This window comes from Blautia caecimuris, from assembly GCF_024622975.1.
GTDB lineage: Bacteria > Bacillota > Clostridia > Lachnospirales > Lachnospiraceae > Blautia_A > Blautia_A caecimuris.
Map to the genome: position 1 here is coordinate 1 of NZ_JANJZT010000043.1, position 20,039 is coordinate 20,039.

Here is a 20,039-nt window from a genome sequence, read left to right on the forward strand (position 1 = left end):
AGGTTCTCAGGGCAACGCCCTGAGCCCTCGGAGAGCTTATCGGAATAAATATCTGCAATTTTCAAGGTTCATTTGAGTCTTTTTCTTTAGCTCTGTTTTTCATAGATTATTTGACACTACCGTTATGAAATTTTATCCGCTGTATTAAAAACCATTCTCCTGTATTCTGTAAAATCTACTATGTTTTGATTATAAACATTTTCACTTTGATTTGTCACTACATTTCGTTATTGTCCATACAAAATATGCTCTTTAATCTGCTTGTTTGGTTAATCAAGTATTTCTTTTTATCGTTTATTACAGGTGCTCCCTCTTGAACACTCCCACTAAAAAACAGCCTGCTGCAAGGCTGTTTTTTAGTGTCTGACTTTTATTTTTTCAATTAATTACTTGCCTCTATACACTCGCTGATCTCCTGCATTCTCAGATCAATCGAATGAATACTTTCTGCACATCCCCGCAGTTTTTCTACAATATCGGAGGTAGAGGCATCAATGTCCTTTTTGTATTTTACTTTATGCTCAATACTTGCCCAGAAATCCATGGCAATGGTACGGAACTGTACCTCCACCTGCATCCATTTCTTTTCGTCTGCAAAAAATACCGGAACCTCCAGAATCAGATGAAGGCTTCGATAGCCGTTTGGCTTGGGATTCTGGATATAATCCTTTTTTTCGATCAGGCGGATATCATCCTGTGAACAGATTTTTTCTGCAAGTCTGTAAATATCCTTTGGAAAAAAGCAGACAACACGGATTCCGGCTACATCATGCAGATTCTTTTCTATACTGCTGAGACTTACCTCTACGCCTTTGCGCTTCAGTTTTTCCACAATACTCATAGGCTTTTTAATACGACAGGAAATCGATTCTATGGGATTTCTGTCACTGTCCATAGAAAGCTCTGTATTTAAAACTTCAAATTTTGTCTGTACTTCCAGCATGGCGCACTGATACTGCATCATCAGTTTCATAAAGGGCTGGGCCGATTCTATAAATTCTTCCGGTCTCTCTCCCGCTATCAGTTCGTCAAATGTAAAACCACTTCTGTTGCTTTTCAAATTTCTTTCCCCCATTTCTATTATAATCCGGCAAAAAACAGCTCATAAAAATCGTCTTCGCCCTCCAGTACAGGAGAATTTTCGCCTCCGCCGTTGGTGCTTCTTTTCATGGATGCATAAAACTCTTCTCCTGCGCTGATAAGCTCCATTTCATAAACAGGATATCCCTGCTCCTGACATTTTTTACAAAATGCTTCAAGAGGATGTTTTGCTTCCCTTGTTTCCAGAAGCTCCTCCCTGAGCTTTTTATCTCTCAGTGCTTTCTGTTTCAGCATGTCAAGCATTTCCGCTACTTCCATATCCTGATCTCCTTTGCTGCTTCTTTATATCAGACTTTGTTAACCGCTTCATATTTTACCATAACAGAACGCCGGGGTACAGAATTATTTACTCTAAGGTCAGCTAAGGTCTGTTTCCTGCCAGGGCCCGTTACTGTTCGTTCAGTTCACAGTAACCTGGTCAAAATACATTTTCGGTGATGACATTTTGCCCTGTATGTGTCAGGACAGTGACCTGTAAACAGTATCCATAACCTCACTTATAACGCCATTTTTCTTTTAAATAAATGCCCTGCTGTCAGAGAAAATACAGCACATAGCCCCAGGCACCAGCATGCTGCCAAAGCAATATCAGACAGATCAGCCTTATTTCCCAGAAATGCATTTCTCATAGTATCAATCATAACAGTCATAGGCTGATATTCTGCAAAGGTTCGCACCACAGGCGGAAGAACTTCTGCCGGAACAAATCCTGAGCTTAAATATGGAAGGATAATCGCCACTGCCGACAAAGAGCTTGCCCCTTCTGCGCTGCTGGCTGTAAGTCCTGTAATAACAGCCAGCCATGACAATGTAAGAATGCTGCCTGAAATCAACAGAAAAACAATCCCCCAGTCTGATAGATCCGAGGAAGGCCGGAATCCCATAAGCGCAGCAGCTAGCAGAACAATTCCTGAGGTTATCATTCCCCTCACAAATGCCTCCAGTACATATCCTGTAAGAATCGCTCCTTTTTTTAGAGGAAGAATACAAAACCGCTCTGCCATTTTCCCGGTTATGTCTCTGTTTACAGAAACAGCAGTGGTTGCCGAACACTGCCCGATACACTGTAAAAGGATTCCCGGAACAATATAATTCACATAAGATATACCTTCAATCCGGATCACTTTTCCAAACAGACACACAAACAGCACCATCATCATTGCAGGAAGCATGATGCTTGTAAGAATTGTATCCGGATTTCTGCCTGAAAGAAGCAGACAACGCCCGGCCATTGTAAATGTATCCCTGTAATTTTTTGCATATGATCTCATACTATTTTTTCTCCTTCTCACAAATCATTTCAAGAAACACGTCCTCAAGACTTGGCTTTACTTCTCTGAAATCGCAGATGTGAATCCTGTTTTCATAAAGATGATGAAAAATCTCTGCCAGCTTATCTTTTTCTCCTCCTGTAAAAACACCAAACCCATACCTTCCATCTTTTTCCTGAAAAAACCCGGATTCTTTTTCAGAGATCCGTATCATTTTATTTTGCCTCACAAGAAGCTTTGCTTTTTCTACCGTTTCTTTGTCCGCAAAAATAAATTCTGCCGTCTCCCGGTGAACCTGACCTTTTAATTCTGCCACCGTTCCTTCTGCAATAATTTCTCCCTGATCCAGTATGGCGATTCTGTCAGCCAGCTCTTCTGCCTCTTCCAGATATTGGGTAGTAAGAAAAATCGTTATTCCTGACTCTTTCAGTTTTCGCACCATATTCCACATGCTTCTTCTGCTCTGGGGATCAAGTCCCGTGGTAGGCTCATCCAGAAAAAGGAGCTGCGGATTTCCCAGAATACTCATTGCAATATCCAATCGCCGTTTCATTCCTCCTGAATAGGCAGAAACTCTGCGATCCCCTGCTTCTGTCAGATGAAATTCCCTCAAAAGTTTTTCCGCGCTTTTTTCAGGATCAGAAAGATGTCTCATTTTTGCCATAAGCCTTAAATTTTCTCTCCCGGTAAGCGGCTCATCAACTGCGGAAAACTGTCCGGTTACACTGATGATCTGCCTGATCCTCTCCGGCTGAGACTGCAGATCAAAACCACCGATCTTTATTTTTCCTGCATCCGGAGCAAGCTGTGTTGTCAGTATTCTGACCGTTGTGGTCTTGCCTGCGCCATTAGAACCCAAAAGCGCATAAATACTTCCCTGAGCCACAGAAAGGTTTACGTTTCTAAGAACCTCTTTGTCTTTAAATCCCTTTTTTAATCCCATTACTGATATTTCTGTGTTTATCATAAAGCTCTCCCTTCTTTTTCATACATACTGAACGAATGTAAATTCTTAATATAAAATTACCTTGTATACACAGGCAATTTTATCTATTTCATGACTCCTGATCATAATAAGGAAGCTTGCTGATCATTTCTTCAATTTCCTCATCATAAAGCTCAAGTCCTATTTTTTTCAGCATTTCAGATATAAACCGATATTTTCTACTCTGCTCTTTGGCATCTGCCGGAAAAAGAGAGGGAATCATCCACAGATCCAGAAGAACCAGAAGCTCTGCCATTTCCTTTGGATACTCTGTCTGGACAGAGCCATCCTGAATCCCCTCCTGAATCAGTTCCTGCCAGTAAGGACAAAGAATCCTGCGGTTGGATTCAATCATTCTTGCAAGAACATGAGGATTTTTCAAAATCGGCACTGCCTGTCTGGTCAGTTCTACCTGCTGCTCATCTGACTGGTTCATCTGAATAGCAAGCTTCATTTTTTGCAAAGCATTCAGATCTGTCCGTTTCTTTACTGCCTCGAAAGGATTATGTGTAAAAAAGAGCTTTTCCCCCAGAGCATCCATAATTTCTTCCTTTGATCTGAAATGATGGTAAACAGCCCCTTTTGTCAGACCGCCAAGCTCATTTACAATATCCTGGATTGTTGTATTGTCATATCCCTTTTCCAGAAAAAGCCGCTGAGATACTTCCAGAATCTTCTCAACTGTGATCTCCGGATATTTATTTCTTGCCATGAAACTCTCCTTTACATTCTCTTCGTATGTTTCTTTTATTATAACCTGCAGCATCTATATTGTCAATAATTACATTCTTTGTGAATGTATTTTCCTCAGTGGCTTTTCCTTCTGTTTTCTCCCATGTCACTTTTATACCGCCCCCGCATTTTTATGTAAAGTCAGTTTTATAATATAAATGAGTAACTATCGAATTTTGCACAATAGAAGCCGTAATATGCGGACATAACAAATATTAAGCTGTATGATTCTGCGGTTTGTTCTGTTCCAGCAATCTGTAAGCCGGTTTCTGAATTACTTCTCTTTTTTGTATTCTTCTATATAATCCAGAATCTCCACGGGGTCTTCCATAAAACGGCAGAGATCAAGGATTTCTCTGTCCATAAACTTCTCATCTGCTGTATGCTCCAGAAGCGCTTTCATCCCGTCATAATATCCATTGATATTAAAAAGAACAACCGGGCGGTCAATTCTTCCAAGACTTTTCAGTGTCAGGATCTCAAAAAACTCTTCATAAGTTCCAATACCTCCGGGCGCAACTATGGTAGCATCGGATCTTTCTTCCAGAAGCTGTTTCCGCTCTCTCATGGTTTCTGTAAAAATAAACTCTGTACAATGCTCATACAGAACTCCCGGCTGATCGAAAAACCTGGGAGCAATCCCCAAAATATATCCGTTTTCTGAATGCACGCCTCTTGCGGCTGCTCCCATCATTCCGGTTGCTCCCCCTCCAAACACAAGTCCGTGTCCCTGCTTTCCCATCAGAGCTCCAAGCTCCTGTGTCTTTTTGTAATAAATTTCTTCAAGCCTTGCGCTGGCAGCGCCATATACACATATATTCATGATATCCTCCCTGTTGTCCTGAAAATTTGCAGTTATCCACATACAGTCCTCTGACTGCCTGATTTTTATATCAGTTTACCACACTCTGCCTCTACAGTATATAAAAATTCCCTGCAATAAAGAACAGACAGAACGCTCATTGCCGTTCACAGCAACAAGCTCTCTGTCTGCATTATAATGGGTCTGCCAATAAAAACAATTCCATAACCTTTACTCAGATACCACCTCTGAAACTTCAAATTCTGCCTCGCAGGGCTCTGCATCAGAAATATTTTGCTCTGTTTTTTGAACAGAAACTTCTACCTCAAGCTCCCGGGCAACCTGATCCTTATATTTCTTTCCGGTAAGAAGGACTGCACTGGTAAGCGCTGTAAATGGCGCAACGGTCACAAGTCCAAAGCTTCCCACAATGGTATCCAGAATTTCCGCTGACACATACTTGTAATTCAGAATATTCTCTATGGGTGTTCCCTGTGCCATAAAAGTCATAAGAAGCGCAATATAGCCGCCGGAATAGGCAAGAAGAAGAGTAGTTGTCATGGTTCCCATAGCCGCCCGTCCCACATTCATGCCGGAACGCGCCGCCTCTTTCCATCCGATAGAAGGCTTTTTATGCACCACCTCATTCACCGCAGAGGTGATATCCACAGCAAGATCCATCATGGCGCCGGAAGCTCCGATAAAAATACCGCTCATAAATATTTTCGTCAGATTCAGATCCTGATAGCCGGAGTATAAAAGGCTCTCTGAATATGCCATTACCGCCCCGTGGATTTTAAACGCATCTGTAAAAATACACCCGATCACACAGGTGATCAGAACGCCCAGAAGAGCGCCTCCTGTTGCCGCCACGGTTTTCCGGTCAAACCCATACACCAGAAAAATAATGATCAAAGTCAGAAACCCTGTAATAAGAATCCCGCACCACACCGGGTTGATCCCACCCAGATAAGCCGGAACAAGGATTTTCCAGATAGTCAATATGGTGATCACAAAGGAGTACACTGCTCTGAGTCCTGTCCATCCTGCAAAAGCAATCAAAAGAATCACAAACATCCCTGCCAGAAGAAACTCTTTGTCCAACCGGTAATGATCGCTCATGGTTACAGAGGTGATCCCGTCATCATTATAGCTGACAACCACATGAGCAATATCGCCTTTTTTAAACATTTTATCAGATTCCAGAGAGCCGCTGAGCATATTTACTGCTCTGGTTGTCTCCCCTTTGAATTTGCCGCCAAGAAGCTCCACCTGACAGAACTGCTCTCCTGACTGGATCAGACCGGAGCTTTTTACAGTGCTCTCATCTGTAGAAACCACCTTTGCCTTAACCTTATCTGTTCCCTTAAAAATAACAGCATCCTCATAGCCCGTGGGAAGAACTATGAGGATGACCATCAGAAGTATGGCAATTAAGGAAACAGAGCTTTTTTTCAGTCTGTTTTTCATTCCTTACTGTACTCCTGTAATTGCTGCCAGCTTATTGAAAATATCTGTATTGTCATAGTAGCCGTCAAACTGCTCCTGCTCTGCGCCCATTGCAAAAACCTCTACCGGAAGTCCTGTATGTGCATAGGAAGCAAAGTTAATTCCGGATTTATTGTTCAGGATATGGGTAATGGTTACGGTAAGAGGCTCATAGCTTCCATAAAGAAGATACTCCTCCTGACCGAATTCTTCTTCCTCTCCTGTACGGCTCATAGTCTCGTCATAGGCTGTTTTCAGCTTGTTGTATTCATAGTCTGTCATTACCAGAGTACCGCTTTCTTCTCCCTCCGGATGTACGTCCTTGCTGTCTGCCTGATTGGTGGCTTCCGCTTCTCCCTGAGGAGCCTGCAGTCCAAAAAGCTCTGTAATGTCTTTCATAACCGTGTCAAAATCTGTTTTGTTTTCTTTATATCCAGCTACATAATCAGAATCAAACTTTGCATAGGAAATTTTCTGGTTGCTGATGTTTGTAAGGAAGGTATCATAATCTGTTCCTGCAAAACCAATAGTCATACCGCCTGTTTCATGATCTCCTGTTACCAGGATCAGAGTCTCGTCCGGATGTTCATTATAAAACTCTACTGCTTTTCCAATTGCATTGTCCATAGCCACAGTATCTGTAATGGTAGCTGCCGCATCATTGGCATGGCAGGCCCAGTCGATTTTTCCGCCTTCTACCATCATAAAGAAGCCTGTATCATTATCCAGAACCTCAATGCCTTTTTCCACATAATCTGCAAGCGCCCATTCGCCTTCCACACGGTCCATATCATAGCTCATGGCATCATCATCTGCCAGAGTCTCGTCAATGACAATTGCTTTTCCGTCTTCTGCTGTCAGCGCCTCTGTCTCAGCCTGAGTTTTTACTACTTTATAGCCTGCTTCCTGTGCCAGCTGATAGAGATCAGTCTTGTCTCCGTCCTCTCCGGCAGGCTTTTTCAGACCGCCGCCTGCAAAATAATCAAATTCACTGGCGATCATTTCCTGTCCGATTTCATAGTAATTGTTTCTGGATGCCTGATGAGCGTAAAAAGCTGCCGGGGTAGCATGATTGAGATTTACTGTGGAAAGAATTCCCACCTTATAGCCAAGCTGTTTTTTCAGCTTTTCTGCAATAGTCTCATAGGAAGTTTCCATTTTCTCATCCATATTAATGGTTCCGCTGTAGGTTTTATGTCCGGTAGAAATAGAGGTTGCTGTGGATGCGGAATCCGGACAGAAAGAGGTGCTGTCATAGGTCTGTGCTGAACCTGCTACCGGAAATTTCATCATATTCAGTTTGCTTTCACTTGTGAGAATATCATCTCCGTCATCCTCTATGGCATTCAGGTAATAGTTTGTTGTCTGAATCTGAGGATAACTCATTCCGTCACCAATAAAAAGGAAAATATATTTCGGTGCCTTTACCTCTGCATCCTGTGCTGCCGTTTCTTCCTGAGCTGTCTCTGCCGCATATACCTGTGCCGGTGCCGCACATGGGATCATCATGGCTGCTGCCAGCAGTAACGCACTGATTTTTTTTGCATTCATAGAATTTTGCTCTCCTTTTCCTGTTTCTTTCATTTTATTGAGATTACAGTTATGGAAGCCATTTGCCTCCTTACAGGAACATATCTTATCAGTGCAAAGTCAAATGTACACGCATGCCCATGTTAAATATACTTAAAAGTTTTTACGGAATGTAAACTTACAGATAATCTCCATGCAAAAGATCACCACAGCTCTGCGTTGCCTCTCCAAAAATATTTCTCTCAGTTTTTCCGGCTTTCAAAATAAATAAAACGTTCAATGGAATCCAGGATATCTGCAAAATCCTCCCTTGGCGCCAGCTCAATGTATCGGGTCAAAAGCTCTGTTTCTTCCTTTTTATATCTTCCATAAAAAATATCGTAAAGATTATGACCTCTCAAATAGATCTTTATCTCCTCCATATGATTTTTCACATCCTCTGTTGTTTCCAGATCCTTTCCAAGAACCTCTGTAAGCTTTTTCCCACTGCTGATCCGGTGAAGATACTCTTTCCATTTTGCCAGAAATGTCTCATAAAATTCCTGTTCAGAATCCACGATTCCAAGCTGTGCCATTACTGCCGGATTCAGGAAATAATTCTCAAAAGAATAATATTTCAGGATCAGCACATTTTTCGGCATTACCCGCGGCAGACGGTCCACATCCTCCTGATTCCGTTCCTCATAATATTTACAGAGCTGATGCTTCAGCATTTCTCTGTCTCTGCCGTCCCCGTCCCGGATCATGAGGAAGTTGTCCTTCAGATAAATCTGATTCATATATTTCAGATTGGCATAGGTTTTGATATTGGTACAGCTGTTTGTAGTAATGATCGCAATCCTCTGAAGATTTCCATTTTCATCATACATCTCTGAATAATATTTTTTCAAAAGTAGAGGAAGTCTTGATTTATCCTGCCTTCCTTCTACAATAAACACAAAATTTACATTCATCAGATCTCCTGCGGAATACCCCAGATTATCCAGAACTTCACTGATATCTGTTTTTTCACTGATTCTGGCATACCCGTCCTCTCCCTGAACCATCTGCCGGATCTGTCTGCTGTTAAAATTTGACAGAAGATTTGCCGCATGAGTAGAAAAAATCACCTGGCTTTTTTTGGAAAGACGATACAGGATATCCCCGGATTCATTCTGGAGCTTTGGATGAAGAAAAATTTCCGGATTCTCCACAATGATCAGATCCGTCGCATCATCCATTGTTTCCTCACAGGTTTCCAGAAGAGACAGCATATAAATGCTTCTCATTCCCTTTCCAAGAGAATTAATGGACTTATATTTTTTCTGCTTTTCATCATAAACCTCTGCGGTAACAGAAAGCATCTTTTCAATATCCCGGTTCATGGAATAAAAAATCTGCTCTTTCCCTCCGTTTTTCCGAAACCTCTCATTCACCCGTCTGGAAAAATCATTCAGATTCAGCTGATAAAGCTTATAATCCAGAAGTCTTGCCGTCTCAAAAGCGTTCAGCTCCTGAACTGTTTTCTGCTTCAGATAGCCAATACAGGAAAAACAGTGGGTACAGGTTTTGGCCCGGTCAAACATACAGCAGTCAGAACGCATCTGCTTCAGCAGCTCATCCTCCTGCAAAAGCAGAAGGTTTTCCTGCAGAAAATCCAGCTTTCTCTGGGCGTCTATATAATAAACTCTTGGAAAAAGCTTTGGAATGCTGATATTGTTTTTCTGATAACCGTCACTGTACCGGATTCTTCCCTGCCTGTTTGCCACAAACTCAAAGGTCAGAATCCCATCCTGATAGGAGGGCAGCTTCCGGCAAAAATCCTGATACCAGGAAGCGTAATTCCGGTAGGGACTGATCATACGCTTTTTCTGCAGTCTTGTAAGATCTTCCTGGGTAATCCTCAGTTTTACCATAATTTCTATATTGGGGTAATCTTCCAGAAAATCCTCCTGCTGAATCTGATAATCGCCACTGACTGCTCTGACAGCATCCAGCACTGCTGTTTTTCCCGTGTTATTCTGGCCTACCAAGATCAAAGCATTCTCAATGTCGGCAATATGGAGATTTTTAATGGATTTAAAGTTGCGGATTCTAAGATCAGTGATCTGCATAGTGTGCGCCTCCCTCCGGGACAGATATCATATCTGCTTTCTGTGGTTTTTATTTCATTTTAGTCTTTTGGAGAGAGATGTCAATGTGTAAAAATTTCATATTCTCTTTTACTCCTCAGTATTACGGAGCCGTTCCACAATACTTTCTTTTTTCATCCGGTTATAAGCCAGATAAGGCACCAGAGCTGCCAGAACAAGAAACAGCGGAAGCATGATCACAAATGCCAGGAAATTCGGACGATAAGCAAAAAACATGATCACGTTATTCAGAGCCAAAAGAATTATTCTGGAAAGAGCAGTGCCCAGAGCCACGCTGATGATTCCTGAGATCAGAACATAATACAGGCTTTCCTCCAAAATCATCCGCTTCAACTGCTGCTCGGTCATTCCTATGCTGCACAAAACTGCAAATTCATGCTTTCTGGCAAGAATTCCGGTAATAATAGAATTAATAAAATTCAAAATACCAATAAAGGCGATCACGGCGCTGAGTGCAATACCTATCATACGGATTGAGCCGATCATGGTCTGGAATCCCTCTTCCAGACTGCTCTTTGTCAAATATCCCATATTTTTATTTACATTCTCTGAATAATCCTTAACTGCCTGTGTAAACTGTTCCAGATATTCCTTTTCTACCTCATAAGAAATACCGAAGCACCAGCTATCAAGGCTGTTCTGTACATCCTGCTTTGGAAGCACCATCTGTACACCATTGACCGGATAAGACTGATCTGTCATGCTTGCCGGAATTTCCACGATTGCCATTACCTCATATTCTGTTTCCTTCAGGTTTTCCCAGTACCCACCTGTGGAATTTCCATTTTCATCCTTTGTTTCTATAAAATCTGAATCCTCTGAGGCCTCAAGAACTTTCAGTTTTTCTCCTGGTTCATACACAGAAGCGCCGGCTGTATAATCTCCTATAATATCAGTGAGAAGAACGTAACCTCCCTGGGCAAATTTCTGCAGATCCAGTTCTCCCTTCAGTACCTTCAACTTTGGCAGTACAGCTTCATCATAGGCATAGATCCTTGTATCAAGCTGCTGTTTTTCTTTTGCATTATGAATAACCTCCATACCCCATTCATCCTGACGAAGCTTTCCTTCCTCCTGATATTTCCGATAACGGTTCAGGGCTTTCTCATCCATAAAAATATCTGCGATTCCATAGACCTGCCATAATTCATTTTTGGAAATCACTCCCGGCTGTGAATCTGCCAGCTTTACATAGTCTTTGTCCAATTCATAATCACCAACTCTTACTGCCCCGTTTCCCACAATATTCGTTGATGCCAGCAGAACATCTCCCAGAAGCCTTTGTTCCAGATAGGCATCCACACGAAAGCTTCCCACCCCTGTGAGAACCATACAGAGAAGTATCGTGCTCATGGATAGAGAAACCAGAACCAAAGCTGTCTTTTTTCTGCTGCGTCCCAGATTGGAAAGAGCCATACGGTGAATCTGAGCGCCGGTTTCTGATTTTTTGTTCTTTTTACGGCTTCTGTTTCCCTCTGTATAACGAATAGCTTCGATAGGAGAAACACTTCCTGCAATTTTTCCCGGTTTGCGACAGCTGATAAATACTGTGATCAGGGCAAACAAAATTCCAAATACTGCCACTGACAGCCGGAATTTTATTTTAAGATCCAGATCTGTATAGGCTGTCATTTCCATTACAAAAGGAAAAATAAGATTTGACACCGCATATCCTGATGCAAGTCCAATGGGAATTCCCACTGCCGACAAAATCAGAGCCTGCCTGCGTATCATACTTCTGATCTGTTTCTTTGTAGTGCCCACTATTTTTAGCAATCCATAAAAACGGATATCCTGAAATACAGAAATATAAAAAATATTATAAATGATCAGATATCCAGCCAGCAGAATAATAACAAACACAGAACATAAAACCACAATTGTCAGAGGATCTGAATTTTCTGCCCGGTTCTGCATATACGCCCAGTTTACACCATAATCAAGAGATTCTTCCCAGCTGTATCCCTCATCCTCTCCATTTGGATAATAGCCTGCTTCCCGGATTACGGAACGAACGGTTTCCTCACTGTTTTTTGGACTTTCAAAATACAGGCCAACCGAATACAGACCAACACCTGTATCCTGTGGATTTTCCTTTGCCCATTTCTTAAAATCCCTGTCTGTAAGGTTTCCCTTCAGCTGGTTCCAGAAGGCTTCTGATACATAAAGCTCCGAGGCATGTCCCAGCCTGTTTCCCTCATACCAGCCGCACACCCGGAAAGTCCTTGTGATCTTTTTCCCATGAAACGTAAATTCCAGAGGTATCTCCCCTCCCAGCTTATGAGGAAGTCTCAATTCATCTAAAACATACGTGTCAACAATAATATCCTCCTCTTTCTGTGGCATAGTGCCTTGTTCCAGTTTGATAAAAGAATTTTCCAACTCCTCTTCTCCCTGTGGCATCCTGATCTCATACTGACGTTTATTCAGATTTTCAGCTACGCTAATAAAAATATTCCATGTATAATCTTTTACCCGACTGTCTGATACTGTTTTTTCCATCTGCTCCGCTGTTGCAGCCTTCAGACCTGCATGAAATCTTCCCCCGACCTCCCGCATGGTAGATTCCTGCATGGCATCGGAAATTCCGGTTCCCATGGCTGCCAGTGTAGTAAACAGCATACAGGTAAGCGCAATTGCCGCAATGGCAAAGGTATTTCGCATTCTGTTGTTTTTCAGACTTCGCATGGAAAGGCGCCGCATTACTTCCTGATTATTATTTTTCATCCTGCTCCCCTCCTACGATCTTTCCGTCCTCAATACGGATCACCCTGTCTGAAAGCTGAGCCATAGCCTCATTATGAGTGATCATCACAATAGTCTGCTGAAACCGCTCTCCGGTCAGCTTCAGAAGTCCCAGAACCTCCTGACTTGTCCTGGAGTCAAGATTTCCTGTTGGCTCGTCAGCCAGGATGATCGCAGGTTTGCTTGCCAGAGCCCTTGCAATGGCAACTCTTTGCTGCTGTCCTCCTGAAAGCTGGTTGGGCATACTGTTCTTTTTATTCTGAATGCCAAGCATCTCCATAATCTCCTGAATAAACCTGCGATCCGGCTTTTCCCCGTCAAGCTGAATAGGAAGTACAATGTTTTCGTAAACATTCAGTATAGGCACAAGATTATAATTCTGAAAAATAAATCCAATATTTCTCCTTCGGAAAATTGTCAGCTCTGCTTCATTCAGCTTAAAAATTTCTTTTCCTGATACAACTACACTTCCTGAGGTGGCATAGTCCAGTCCGCCTAACATGTGAAGAAGCGTACTTTTTCCGGAACCGCTTGTTCCAACCACTGATACAAACTCTCCTTCCTCCACAGAAAGATTCACCCCATCCAGAGCCTTTACCTGATTCTCACCTGATCCATAATATTTTTTCAGATCTACTGTCTTTAAAATTTCCATGATCTTCGCCTCCTTCTTTTTATTTTTTATCATATCACTGGTTTCTGACATATTCCTGACAAAAAAGAAAAAAGTTCTTACAAAACTGTCAGAACTTCATTCAGAAGGAATACACGGAAGCTGCTGCCTTCGCCCGGTCGGGAAACTGCCGTAACATATCCTTTTTCATTATTTAAAATTAACTGAGCCAGATACAGTCCCAGACCGCTGCCCTGCGTCTGCGCCGCATTGCCGCTTCGGTAAAAACGTTGGAAAATTTTATTATATTCTCCCCTGGGAATTCCGATTCCCTGATCTGTGATTTCTATCTGGGTATACAGTTCCATCGGATATACCCGAACCGTAACTGTACTTCCTGAAGGAGAATATTTTACCGCATTATCCAGAATATTTTCAAGCGCCTCTGCTGTCCATTTAGGATTGTGATACAGCTTTCTGTCCTCAAATGCTTCTACCATAATCGTAATATTTTTATCCTCTGCCTGAGCATAAACGCCGCTTACTGCCTGTCCGATGGTTTCACGAATACCTATATATTCCGCAGAAAAGGAGATGATCCCCTTTTCCAGCTGGGACGCTTTCAGCATATTTTCAAGAAGCCACTGCATCTTTTTTGCCTGAGTTCCGGCCAGATGTGTGAATCTCTCTCGTTCCTCTGCTTTAAGAGATTCATCCTCCAGAAGCTCCGTATACATGATCACATTTGCCATAGGTGTTTTCAGCTGGTGAGTAAGATCTGAAAGGAGCGCCGCAACCTCATCTCTTTCTTTTTTTGCCTGAATCTCTTTTTTCTCAGCCTGATTCAGAAGTCTCTGCAAAGTGTTTTCCAGTTTTGACTCCTGTGTCTCTTTCATAGTAGAAAAACCGGCTGTGCCTGTTTCCTGATAATCCCGCAGCAGCTTCTGCATACGCTTTAAACATTTCAGATAATAAAGACCAAGAAGAAATACTGCCGCAAGAGCCAGCACCAGACCCCCTGTCAGTAATTTCTGCGTCATTTCCGCTCCTCCCACAGATATCCCATTCCATGAACAGTTTTTATATATTCCGGATGAGAAGCGTCTTTTTCTACTTTTGTACGAAGCCGCCGGATATTGACCATTAAAGTATTTTCCTCTACAAATTTTCCTCCATTATCCCACACATGGGATAAAATCTGTTCTTTTAAAAGCACCTGGTTTTTGTTTTCCAGAAAATACTTCAGAATACGATATTCCGTCAGGCTTAAGTCCAGTTCCTCATCCTCTTTCCATGCTCTCATTTCTTTATTATCCACACGGATCTGCCCTGAGATAAGCTGCCCGGCTTTTTCCGACTGTCCTCCCTGCCTGCGAAGGAGCGCCGCAATCCTTGCCTTTAAAACTGCCAGTGAAAATGGTTTCGCAATATAATCGTCCGCTCCGCTTTCCAGACACATGACCTGATCGATCTCCATGTCACGGGCAGTGATCATCAGTATGGGGATCTTCCACTTTTCTGATATTTCACGGCAAAGCATAAGCCCGTCACCATCCGGCAGATTCCAGTCCAGCAGTATCAGATCCGGCTGAGTTTGTTCAAGAGCCCTGCGGCTGTCGCTGCAGGCAGAAAACCGTTCTGTCTCATACCCTTCTTTTTCAAGCATGAAGGAAATCCCCTCTGCCAGAGCCTCATCATCCTCAATTAAAAATATAAGCATTTATGTCCCGACCTCCTGAGTCCTGCTGCCCTCAAACAGCACCTTTGATCCTGAAAGAATCACTTTGTTTTTAGGATATCATGATATCTTCCATGAAGCAAGACAGACTCAGGAAATCCTATTATCTCTTCATACAGATCCACAGTGAAGCCTCGGCTCCCTGTGACTTATCCACATTATGGTATTCTACAAATCCCCCCTGCCGTTTCATAAAATCTGCTGCAATCGAAAGCCCCAGCCCCTGATGAGTTCTGTCATGGCGGCTTTCATCTCCACTAAAGAATGCTTCTTTTCCATGAAGAAGGGCCTTTTGACTAAATCCCGATCCATAATCCCTCACAGAAACTCTCAGATATTCCCTGTGATCCTGTCCACTGTCTGATATTCTGATAAAATCTGTTTTCCCTGCAGAATCTTCTTCACCCATAATCTCTGCCTGTAAAATTTCTCTTTCAATGGTCACACAGATTCCTTTCTCTGGATCTGTATGCTCTATGGCATTGTCTACCAGATTCCCCCAGGCTCTGAGAATCTCCTCCTTACAGCACAGAATACTTTTCGCTTCTTCAGGGCTTCCCTCTAAGGGGAAGATATCCTGATTTACGTTTTTCCCGGAATCTTTTTTTGCTTCTTTTTTCTGCAGCTGTTTTTCAGTCCTCACCTCAAAGGATAGCGGTATTTTTCGAACTGCTGCAAGCTGCCTTACAAAATCGCAAATTTCCCCTGACAATTCTTCTACTGAAACTTCCTGCCAGCTCTTTTGTTCCTTTTGCCCCTTCAGTACCTGTCTCATGGAATCCAGATAATCTGCGATAAATCCTGCATTTTTAAGGATTTCCTCAGCACATTCCCGGTCATCCTCCTGCAGTTCTGCCTCCACAAGAAGCTCCGCATTCCCCCGAACTACGGTCAGAGGTGTTTTGATATCATGGGTAAGGGCAGAAAGCTGCTGTTTTTTCAACTGTTCAGTATCCCACTGGGTTTTCAGAGAGACCTTCAGAGCCTCTTTCATTTTTTCCAGGGAAGCCATAACCTCGTCCACCTCCCGGATCTCAGAGGTCTCAGCAGCAAATTCCAGATCATTTTCAGAAATACGCGCTGTTGCCTCAGTAAGGCAGGCAAGCTGTTTTTTCAGCTTTCTGCCAAATTTCCCGGACAGGTAACATCCGTTTAACACAGTAAGAGTAATAAAAACTCCCAGCGTCAGAATCATATTAAAGGTTTCTGGCGAAGGAAGAATCTCATTCAGTTTTTCTTTTGCATAGCGCATGGCAACAAAATACTTGATAATACAGATTTCACCGTTATTTTTTTCCACAAAAAAATAATATCCCTTTCCCTGAGGGTATATAGTATCTGTTTTATATTTTTTCCAGGCGTCCTTCTGCACCTCTTCATCAAAGGTTCCGTAAAGAAAGCTGCCCTCCCGGTCAAACACACCGTAAAGACTGCCCGAAGGAATCATTTCCTCTTCTGTAATATCCGCTTCCTGAAGCGTTTCCTTTGTATTTATCAGCTGCTGCTCCGCGTAATTTGCCGGAAGAAAAGGACCGGACGGAATCAGGATCAAAAAAAACATTACCGCGCCGGAGATCAGCGCCGCAAAAAAAGTTCCTGTCACAAACATAAAAATATAACGGCCAAACAGTCCTGCAAGCGAAATCTTCTTTTTTCTTATTTCCATTTATATCCGATCCCCCACACAGTCTCTACCGGCGATACCCCATACTTCTGAAGCTTTGCCCGGATATTTTTTATATGCTCGGTAATGGCAGAGCTGTCCCCCTCTCCGTCGTACCCAAATACATGCTCGTAAATCCTTTCCTTGGAAAAGACCTGTCCCCGATTCAGAGCAAGATATTCACAGATGGCATACTCGCTTTTTGTAAAAGGAATCTCCGCTCCCTGAAAAAACACCTGTCTGGAATTCAGGGAAAAAGACAGCTCTCCCAGAGTTATCACATGCTTTCTTTCTCTGTTTTCTCTCCTTAGGTGGGCGGCAACCCTTGCTCTCAGCTCTCCCAGGCCAAAAGGCTTTGTAATATAATCATCTCCGCCGATTCCAAGACCGGTCATAAGATCGGCCTCGTCTGTTTTTGCTGTCACAAAAAGGATAGGACAATCTACCTGGTCACGGATTCTCCGGCACAAACTGAAACCGTCTGTCCCCGGCATCATCACATCCAGAAGAATCAACTGATAATCATTCAGGCGCCGAAAATCCAGTTTTTCCGGATCGTCCAGAGTATCTGTCTGATATCCTTCTTTTTCCAGGGCTTTACGTATCACGTTCAAAATCCCTCTGTCATCATCAACTACCAGAATCCGCGTCATTTTTTCCTCCTCCTATTCGGAAACCTCTCTTCCCTCATAAAAATGAAACCATATAAAGATTATGACACAAAGAACCGTTCCCAGCAAGATACAGGTCAGAATATCTCTCAGATCTGTATTGGCAGCTCCCAGAGCCACTCTTCTATTAAATTTTTCCGCAAGATACAAAGAAGTTCCCCGGGAACTCCAGGAACAGGGGAAATACTGCCATTTTCCCTGTCCAAGTCCTGTCAGAAACAAAGCGGAGATCAGAAGCTGCCCTATGGAAACAGCAATAGACACTGTTTTTGAAAAACAGAGATTCAGAAACAGATGCTCCAGATAAAGAGGCAGACTTCCAAGCCAGAGAAACACTCCTGCTTTCAAAAAAATAGAAAACGGGATCTCCATATCACCCAATATCGTTCTGTTTCCCACTCCATAGAGTATCACAGAGCCCATTACTGCCAGGAAAGCCAGAATTTCAAGGCTCATCCATTTTGCCAGAAAAATGCTTTCTCTTTTTCCCGTAGTCATAAGAAATCCCTGCAGATGACCGGATAACTCCAGCTCTATGTTTCCGGCGCAGATCACAGATGCCAGTACCGGAAAAACAACTCCCACTGCCTGCACAAAAACGGAAAACTGAAGCTGTGCGCTGATTCTTGTCCATGCCAGAAAAAGAACGCCGGCAGCCACAGGAACAATCACATGAAGGGGAAACAAAAAGGTGTGGCGCATTTTATAAAACTCTGCTTTTAGCTGTCTCATTATTTTTCCACCTGCCTTTGAAACCATTTTCGTATAAAATACCAGAGCGCAGCAAACCACAAAAGAGAGACCACAACTCCAACCGCAGCAGCCGGTATGCTCATAAGCTGAGGCGTATATGTCATCTGTCCCGGCTGTGCCGGCAAGCCGTTAGGCAGAGTCTTTAAAACAGGACACATCACTCTTGGAGTGATCCCATAAGGAATAAGGAAAAATAATTTTTCCAGAGCCATAAGAGGACCGGCTACCTGGCTTAGTCCCACACTTATGATCACCATAACCAGCACTCCTGTTTTCTGCACCAGAAACAGACAGAAGGGAAGCTGCCACAAAGAAGTCAGCCAGATCAGTATTGCCGCAAGAATCTGAGCCGGTACGGACGGGGCATTAAAAAAGGTCATATGAAGTCCTCTTTCCATAATGACAGAACCTGCAAGAACAAAAACCGTCAGAAACAAAGTAGCAAGTCCGCTTACCATAACCGATAACAGCACCTTTGCATCCCAGATCCTTCTCATATCTGCCGGAAGCACCCAGATTGTACGGTTTTGCTTTTTATGATCCTTTCCTCCAATCTGAGAGCAGGCCACTGTCAGAAATCCCGGCATCATCAACATGTACCACCAGTTATATCCGTCCATGGCAAAATAATTATGAGTCAGCTGGGCAGACAGAAAAGCGCTTACCGCAGGCATCAATATCATCAGCCACCAAAGAAACGTATGACGGTATTTCATTTTTTCTGCTTTAAGATATGTATTCATTTATCTCACCCCTCTCTCTACTGCCACAATTTTCATAAAAAGCTGTTCCAGATCCTGACTTTCATCCACAATTCCCTCATATCCCAGTTTTCCATTTGCTATAATTCCTATATAATCTGCAGTCTGCTGAATCTCACTTAAAATATGGCTGGATACCAGAACCGTGATCCCCTGATCGGGAAAGCTCCGGATCAGATGGCGCAGTTCCTGGATACCCAGAGGATCCAGACCGTTTACCGGTTCATCCAGAACCAGAAGCTTTGGATGTCCCAGAAGAGCAATGGCAATTCCCAGCCTCTGCTTCATTCCCAGAGAAAATTTCCCGGCGGGCTTTTTTCCTGTGTCAGTCAGATCTGCAATCTCCAGCACTTCCCTCATACGCGCTTCTGTTTCCCCCAGGATCAAAGCCCGTACCTTCAGGTTTTCCCAGGCAGAAAGATTTTCGTAAACAGGCGGAGTTTCAATCAGGCCTCCGATATCCTTCAGATCCTTTCTGCTCCAGGGATGCCCCTGAAAAATAATCTGCCCGGAATCCGGCCTCAAAAGCCCTGTTATCATTTTTAACAAAGTGGATTTTCCTGCTCCGTTCGGCCCCAGAAGCCCATATACACAGTTTTCCGGTATAGACAGAGAAATGTTTTTTAAAACCTGCTGTTTTTTGAAAGACTTTTGAAGATTTTTGATCTCAATGATATTCTGACTCATCTTTTCCCTCCTGTAAGTAAGATATGTTTAAGAATCCCGGGAATTTTCGGTCTGACGTTACCCGTTGTTCTTATTGTACCTACAGGATAAAAGACAATTATAAGGAATTTATAAGGAAATATACTTTTGAAGAAATTTAACAACAAAAATTTCGCTCTGCTCCTGACGAGCCATAAAAAGGGGGGCTCCTTAATTGTTTCCTATTCCTCCACTATAATGGTATCGTAATTTAACTCATTGTGCTACTTAAAATACGACTGCTTATCGACTCAAAATTGCCCAGATTACCTCTATATAATTGAAAGCACTTTTTTAGAAGATGAGATGTTTTATCTGTCCAATATCACATTGTTCTCCAAATACACTG

The 20,039-nt window shown here is 42.8% G+C and carries 19 protein-coding genes; all 19 read right to left on the reverse strand.

The genetic code is table 11. The features are described from left to right. Positions 1 to 382: 382 nt before the first annotated feature. Entirely contained in the window at positions 383 to 1,060 is a 678-nt protein-coding gene (locus NSA57_RS17540) for a GTP pyrophosphokinase (protein WP_330671380.1), read from the reverse strand. A gap of 20 nt (positions 1,061 to 1,080) precedes the next feature. Next, complete coding sequence (locus NSA57_RS17545; RefSeq protein WP_257465609.1) at positions 1,081 to 1,359, reverse strand: hypothetical protein; 279 nt, start codon at positions 1,357 to 1,359, stop codon at positions 1,081 to 1,083. A 239-nt stretch (positions 1,360 to 1,598) separates the two neighbouring features. Further along, a complete protein-coding gene (locus NSA57_RS17550) occupies positions 1,599 to 2,372 on the reverse strand; it encodes an ABC transporter permease (RefSeq protein ID WP_257465610.1) in 774 nt (257 codons plus the stop codon). Position 2,373: 1 nt separating this feature from the next. Further along, positions 2,374 to 3,339 (reverse strand): ABC transporter ATP-binding protein, encoded by a 966-nt coding sequence (locus NSA57_RS17555; RefSeq protein ID WP_257465611.1) that lies wholly within the window; start codon positions 3,337 to 3,339, stop codon positions 2,374 to 2,376. Between the two features lie 88 nt (positions 3,340 to 3,427). Beyond that, a complete protein-coding gene (locus NSA57_RS17560; protein WP_257465612.1) occupies positions 3,428 to 4,069 on the reverse strand; it encodes a TetR/AcrR family transcriptional regulator in 642 nt (213 codons plus the stop codon). Beyond that, positions 4,056 to 4,199, reverse strand: a complete 144-nt coding sequence (locus NSA57_RS17565; protein WP_257465613.1) for a hypothetical protein — start codon at positions 4,197 to 4,199, stop codon at positions 4,056 to 4,058. Before NSA57_RS17565 ends, NSA57_RS17560 begins: the two co-directional genes overlap by 14 nt. Before the next feature lie 164 nt (positions 4,200 to 4,363). Then, positions 4,364 to 4,912: an LOG family protein gene (locus NSA57_RS17570; RefSeq protein WP_257465614.1), complete on the reverse strand. Its 549-nt coding sequence runs from the start codon at positions 4,910 to 4,912 to the stop codon at positions 4,364 to 4,366. Between the two features lie 210 nt (positions 4,913 to 5,122). Next, positions 5,123 to 6,361 (reverse strand): YibE/F family protein, encoded by a 1,239-nt coding sequence (locus NSA57_RS17575; protein WP_178709382.1) that lies wholly within the window; start codon positions 6,359 to 6,361, stop codon positions 5,123 to 5,125. Between the two features lie 3 nt (positions 6,362 to 6,364). Continuing rightward, complete coding sequence (locus NSA57_RS17580) at positions 6,365 to 7,930, reverse strand: alkaline phosphatase (RefSeq protein ID WP_257465615.1); 1,566 nt, start codon at positions 7,928 to 7,930, stop codon at positions 6,365 to 6,367. Between the two features lie 221 nt (positions 7,931 to 8,151). After that, entirely contained in the window at positions 8,152 to 10,002 is a 1,851-nt protein-coding gene (locus NSA57_RS17585) for an ATP-dependent nuclease (RefSeq protein ID WP_257465616.1), read from the reverse strand. Between the two features lie 108 nt (positions 10,003 to 10,110). Then, positions 10,111 to 12,768 carry an ABC transporter permease gene (locus tag NSA57_RS17590; RefSeq protein WP_257465617.1) on the reverse strand — a complete coding sequence of 886 codons (2,658 nt, stop codon included), beginning with the start codon at positions 12,766 to 12,768 and terminating at the stop codon, positions 10,111 to 10,113. Further along, the gene (locus tag NSA57_RS17595; RefSeq protein WP_257465618.1) at positions 12,758 to 13,441 is read right to left on the reverse strand and encodes an ABC transporter ATP-binding protein; all 684 of its coding nucleotides are present in this window, start codon (positions 13,439 to 13,441) and stop codon (positions 12,758 to 12,760) included. Before NSA57_RS17595 ends, NSA57_RS17590 begins: the two co-directional genes overlap by 11 nt. A gap of 77 nt (positions 13,442 to 13,518) precedes the next feature. Then, on the reverse strand, positions 13,519 to 14,439 hold the full coding sequence (locus NSA57_RS17600; protein ID WP_257465619.1) for a sensor histidine kinase: 921 nt from the start codon (positions 14,437 to 14,439) through the stop codon (positions 13,519 to 13,521). Then, positions 14,436 to 15,119, reverse strand: coding sequence for a response regulator transcription factor (locus tag NSA57_RS17605; protein ID WP_257465620.1), 684 nt, complete (start codon positions 15,117 to 15,119; stop codon positions 14,436 to 14,438). Before NSA57_RS17605 ends, NSA57_RS17600 begins: the two co-directional genes overlap by 4 nt. Before the next feature lie 121 nt (positions 15,120 to 15,240). Next, positions 15,241 to 16,803 carry a sensor histidine kinase gene (locus NSA57_RS17610; RefSeq protein WP_257465621.1) on the reverse strand — a complete coding sequence of 521 codons (1,563 nt, stop codon included), beginning with the start codon at positions 16,801 to 16,803 and terminating at the stop codon, positions 15,241 to 15,243. After that, positions 16,794 to 17,453, reverse strand: a complete 660-nt coding sequence (locus NSA57_RS17615) for a response regulator transcription factor (protein ID WP_147598666.1) — start codon at positions 17,451 to 17,453, stop codon at positions 16,794 to 16,796. Before NSA57_RS17615 ends, NSA57_RS17610 begins: the two co-directional genes overlap by 10 nt. Positions 17,454 to 17,465: 12 nt before the next feature. Then, the gene (locus tag NSA57_RS17620) at positions 17,466 to 18,203 is read right to left on the reverse strand and encodes a lantibiotic immunity ABC transporter MutG family permease subunit (RefSeq protein WP_173752619.1); all 738 of its coding nucleotides are present in this window, start codon (positions 18,201 to 18,203) and stop codon (positions 17,466 to 17,468) included. Further along, positions 18,203 to 18,967 (reverse strand): lantibiotic immunity ABC transporter MutE/EpiE family permease subunit, encoded by a 765-nt coding sequence (locus NSA57_RS17625; protein WP_257465622.1) that lies wholly within the window; start codon positions 18,965 to 18,967, stop codon positions 18,203 to 18,205. The genes NSA57_RS17620 and NSA57_RS17625 overlap by 1 nt, the downstream gene beginning before the upstream one ends. Beyond that, positions 18,968 to 19,672, reverse strand: a complete 705-nt coding sequence (locus tag NSA57_RS17630) for a lantibiotic protection ABC transporter ATP-binding protein (RefSeq protein WP_147598669.1) — start codon at positions 19,670 to 19,672, stop codon at positions 18,968 to 18,970. Positions 19,673 to 20,039 lie beyond the last annotated feature (367 nt).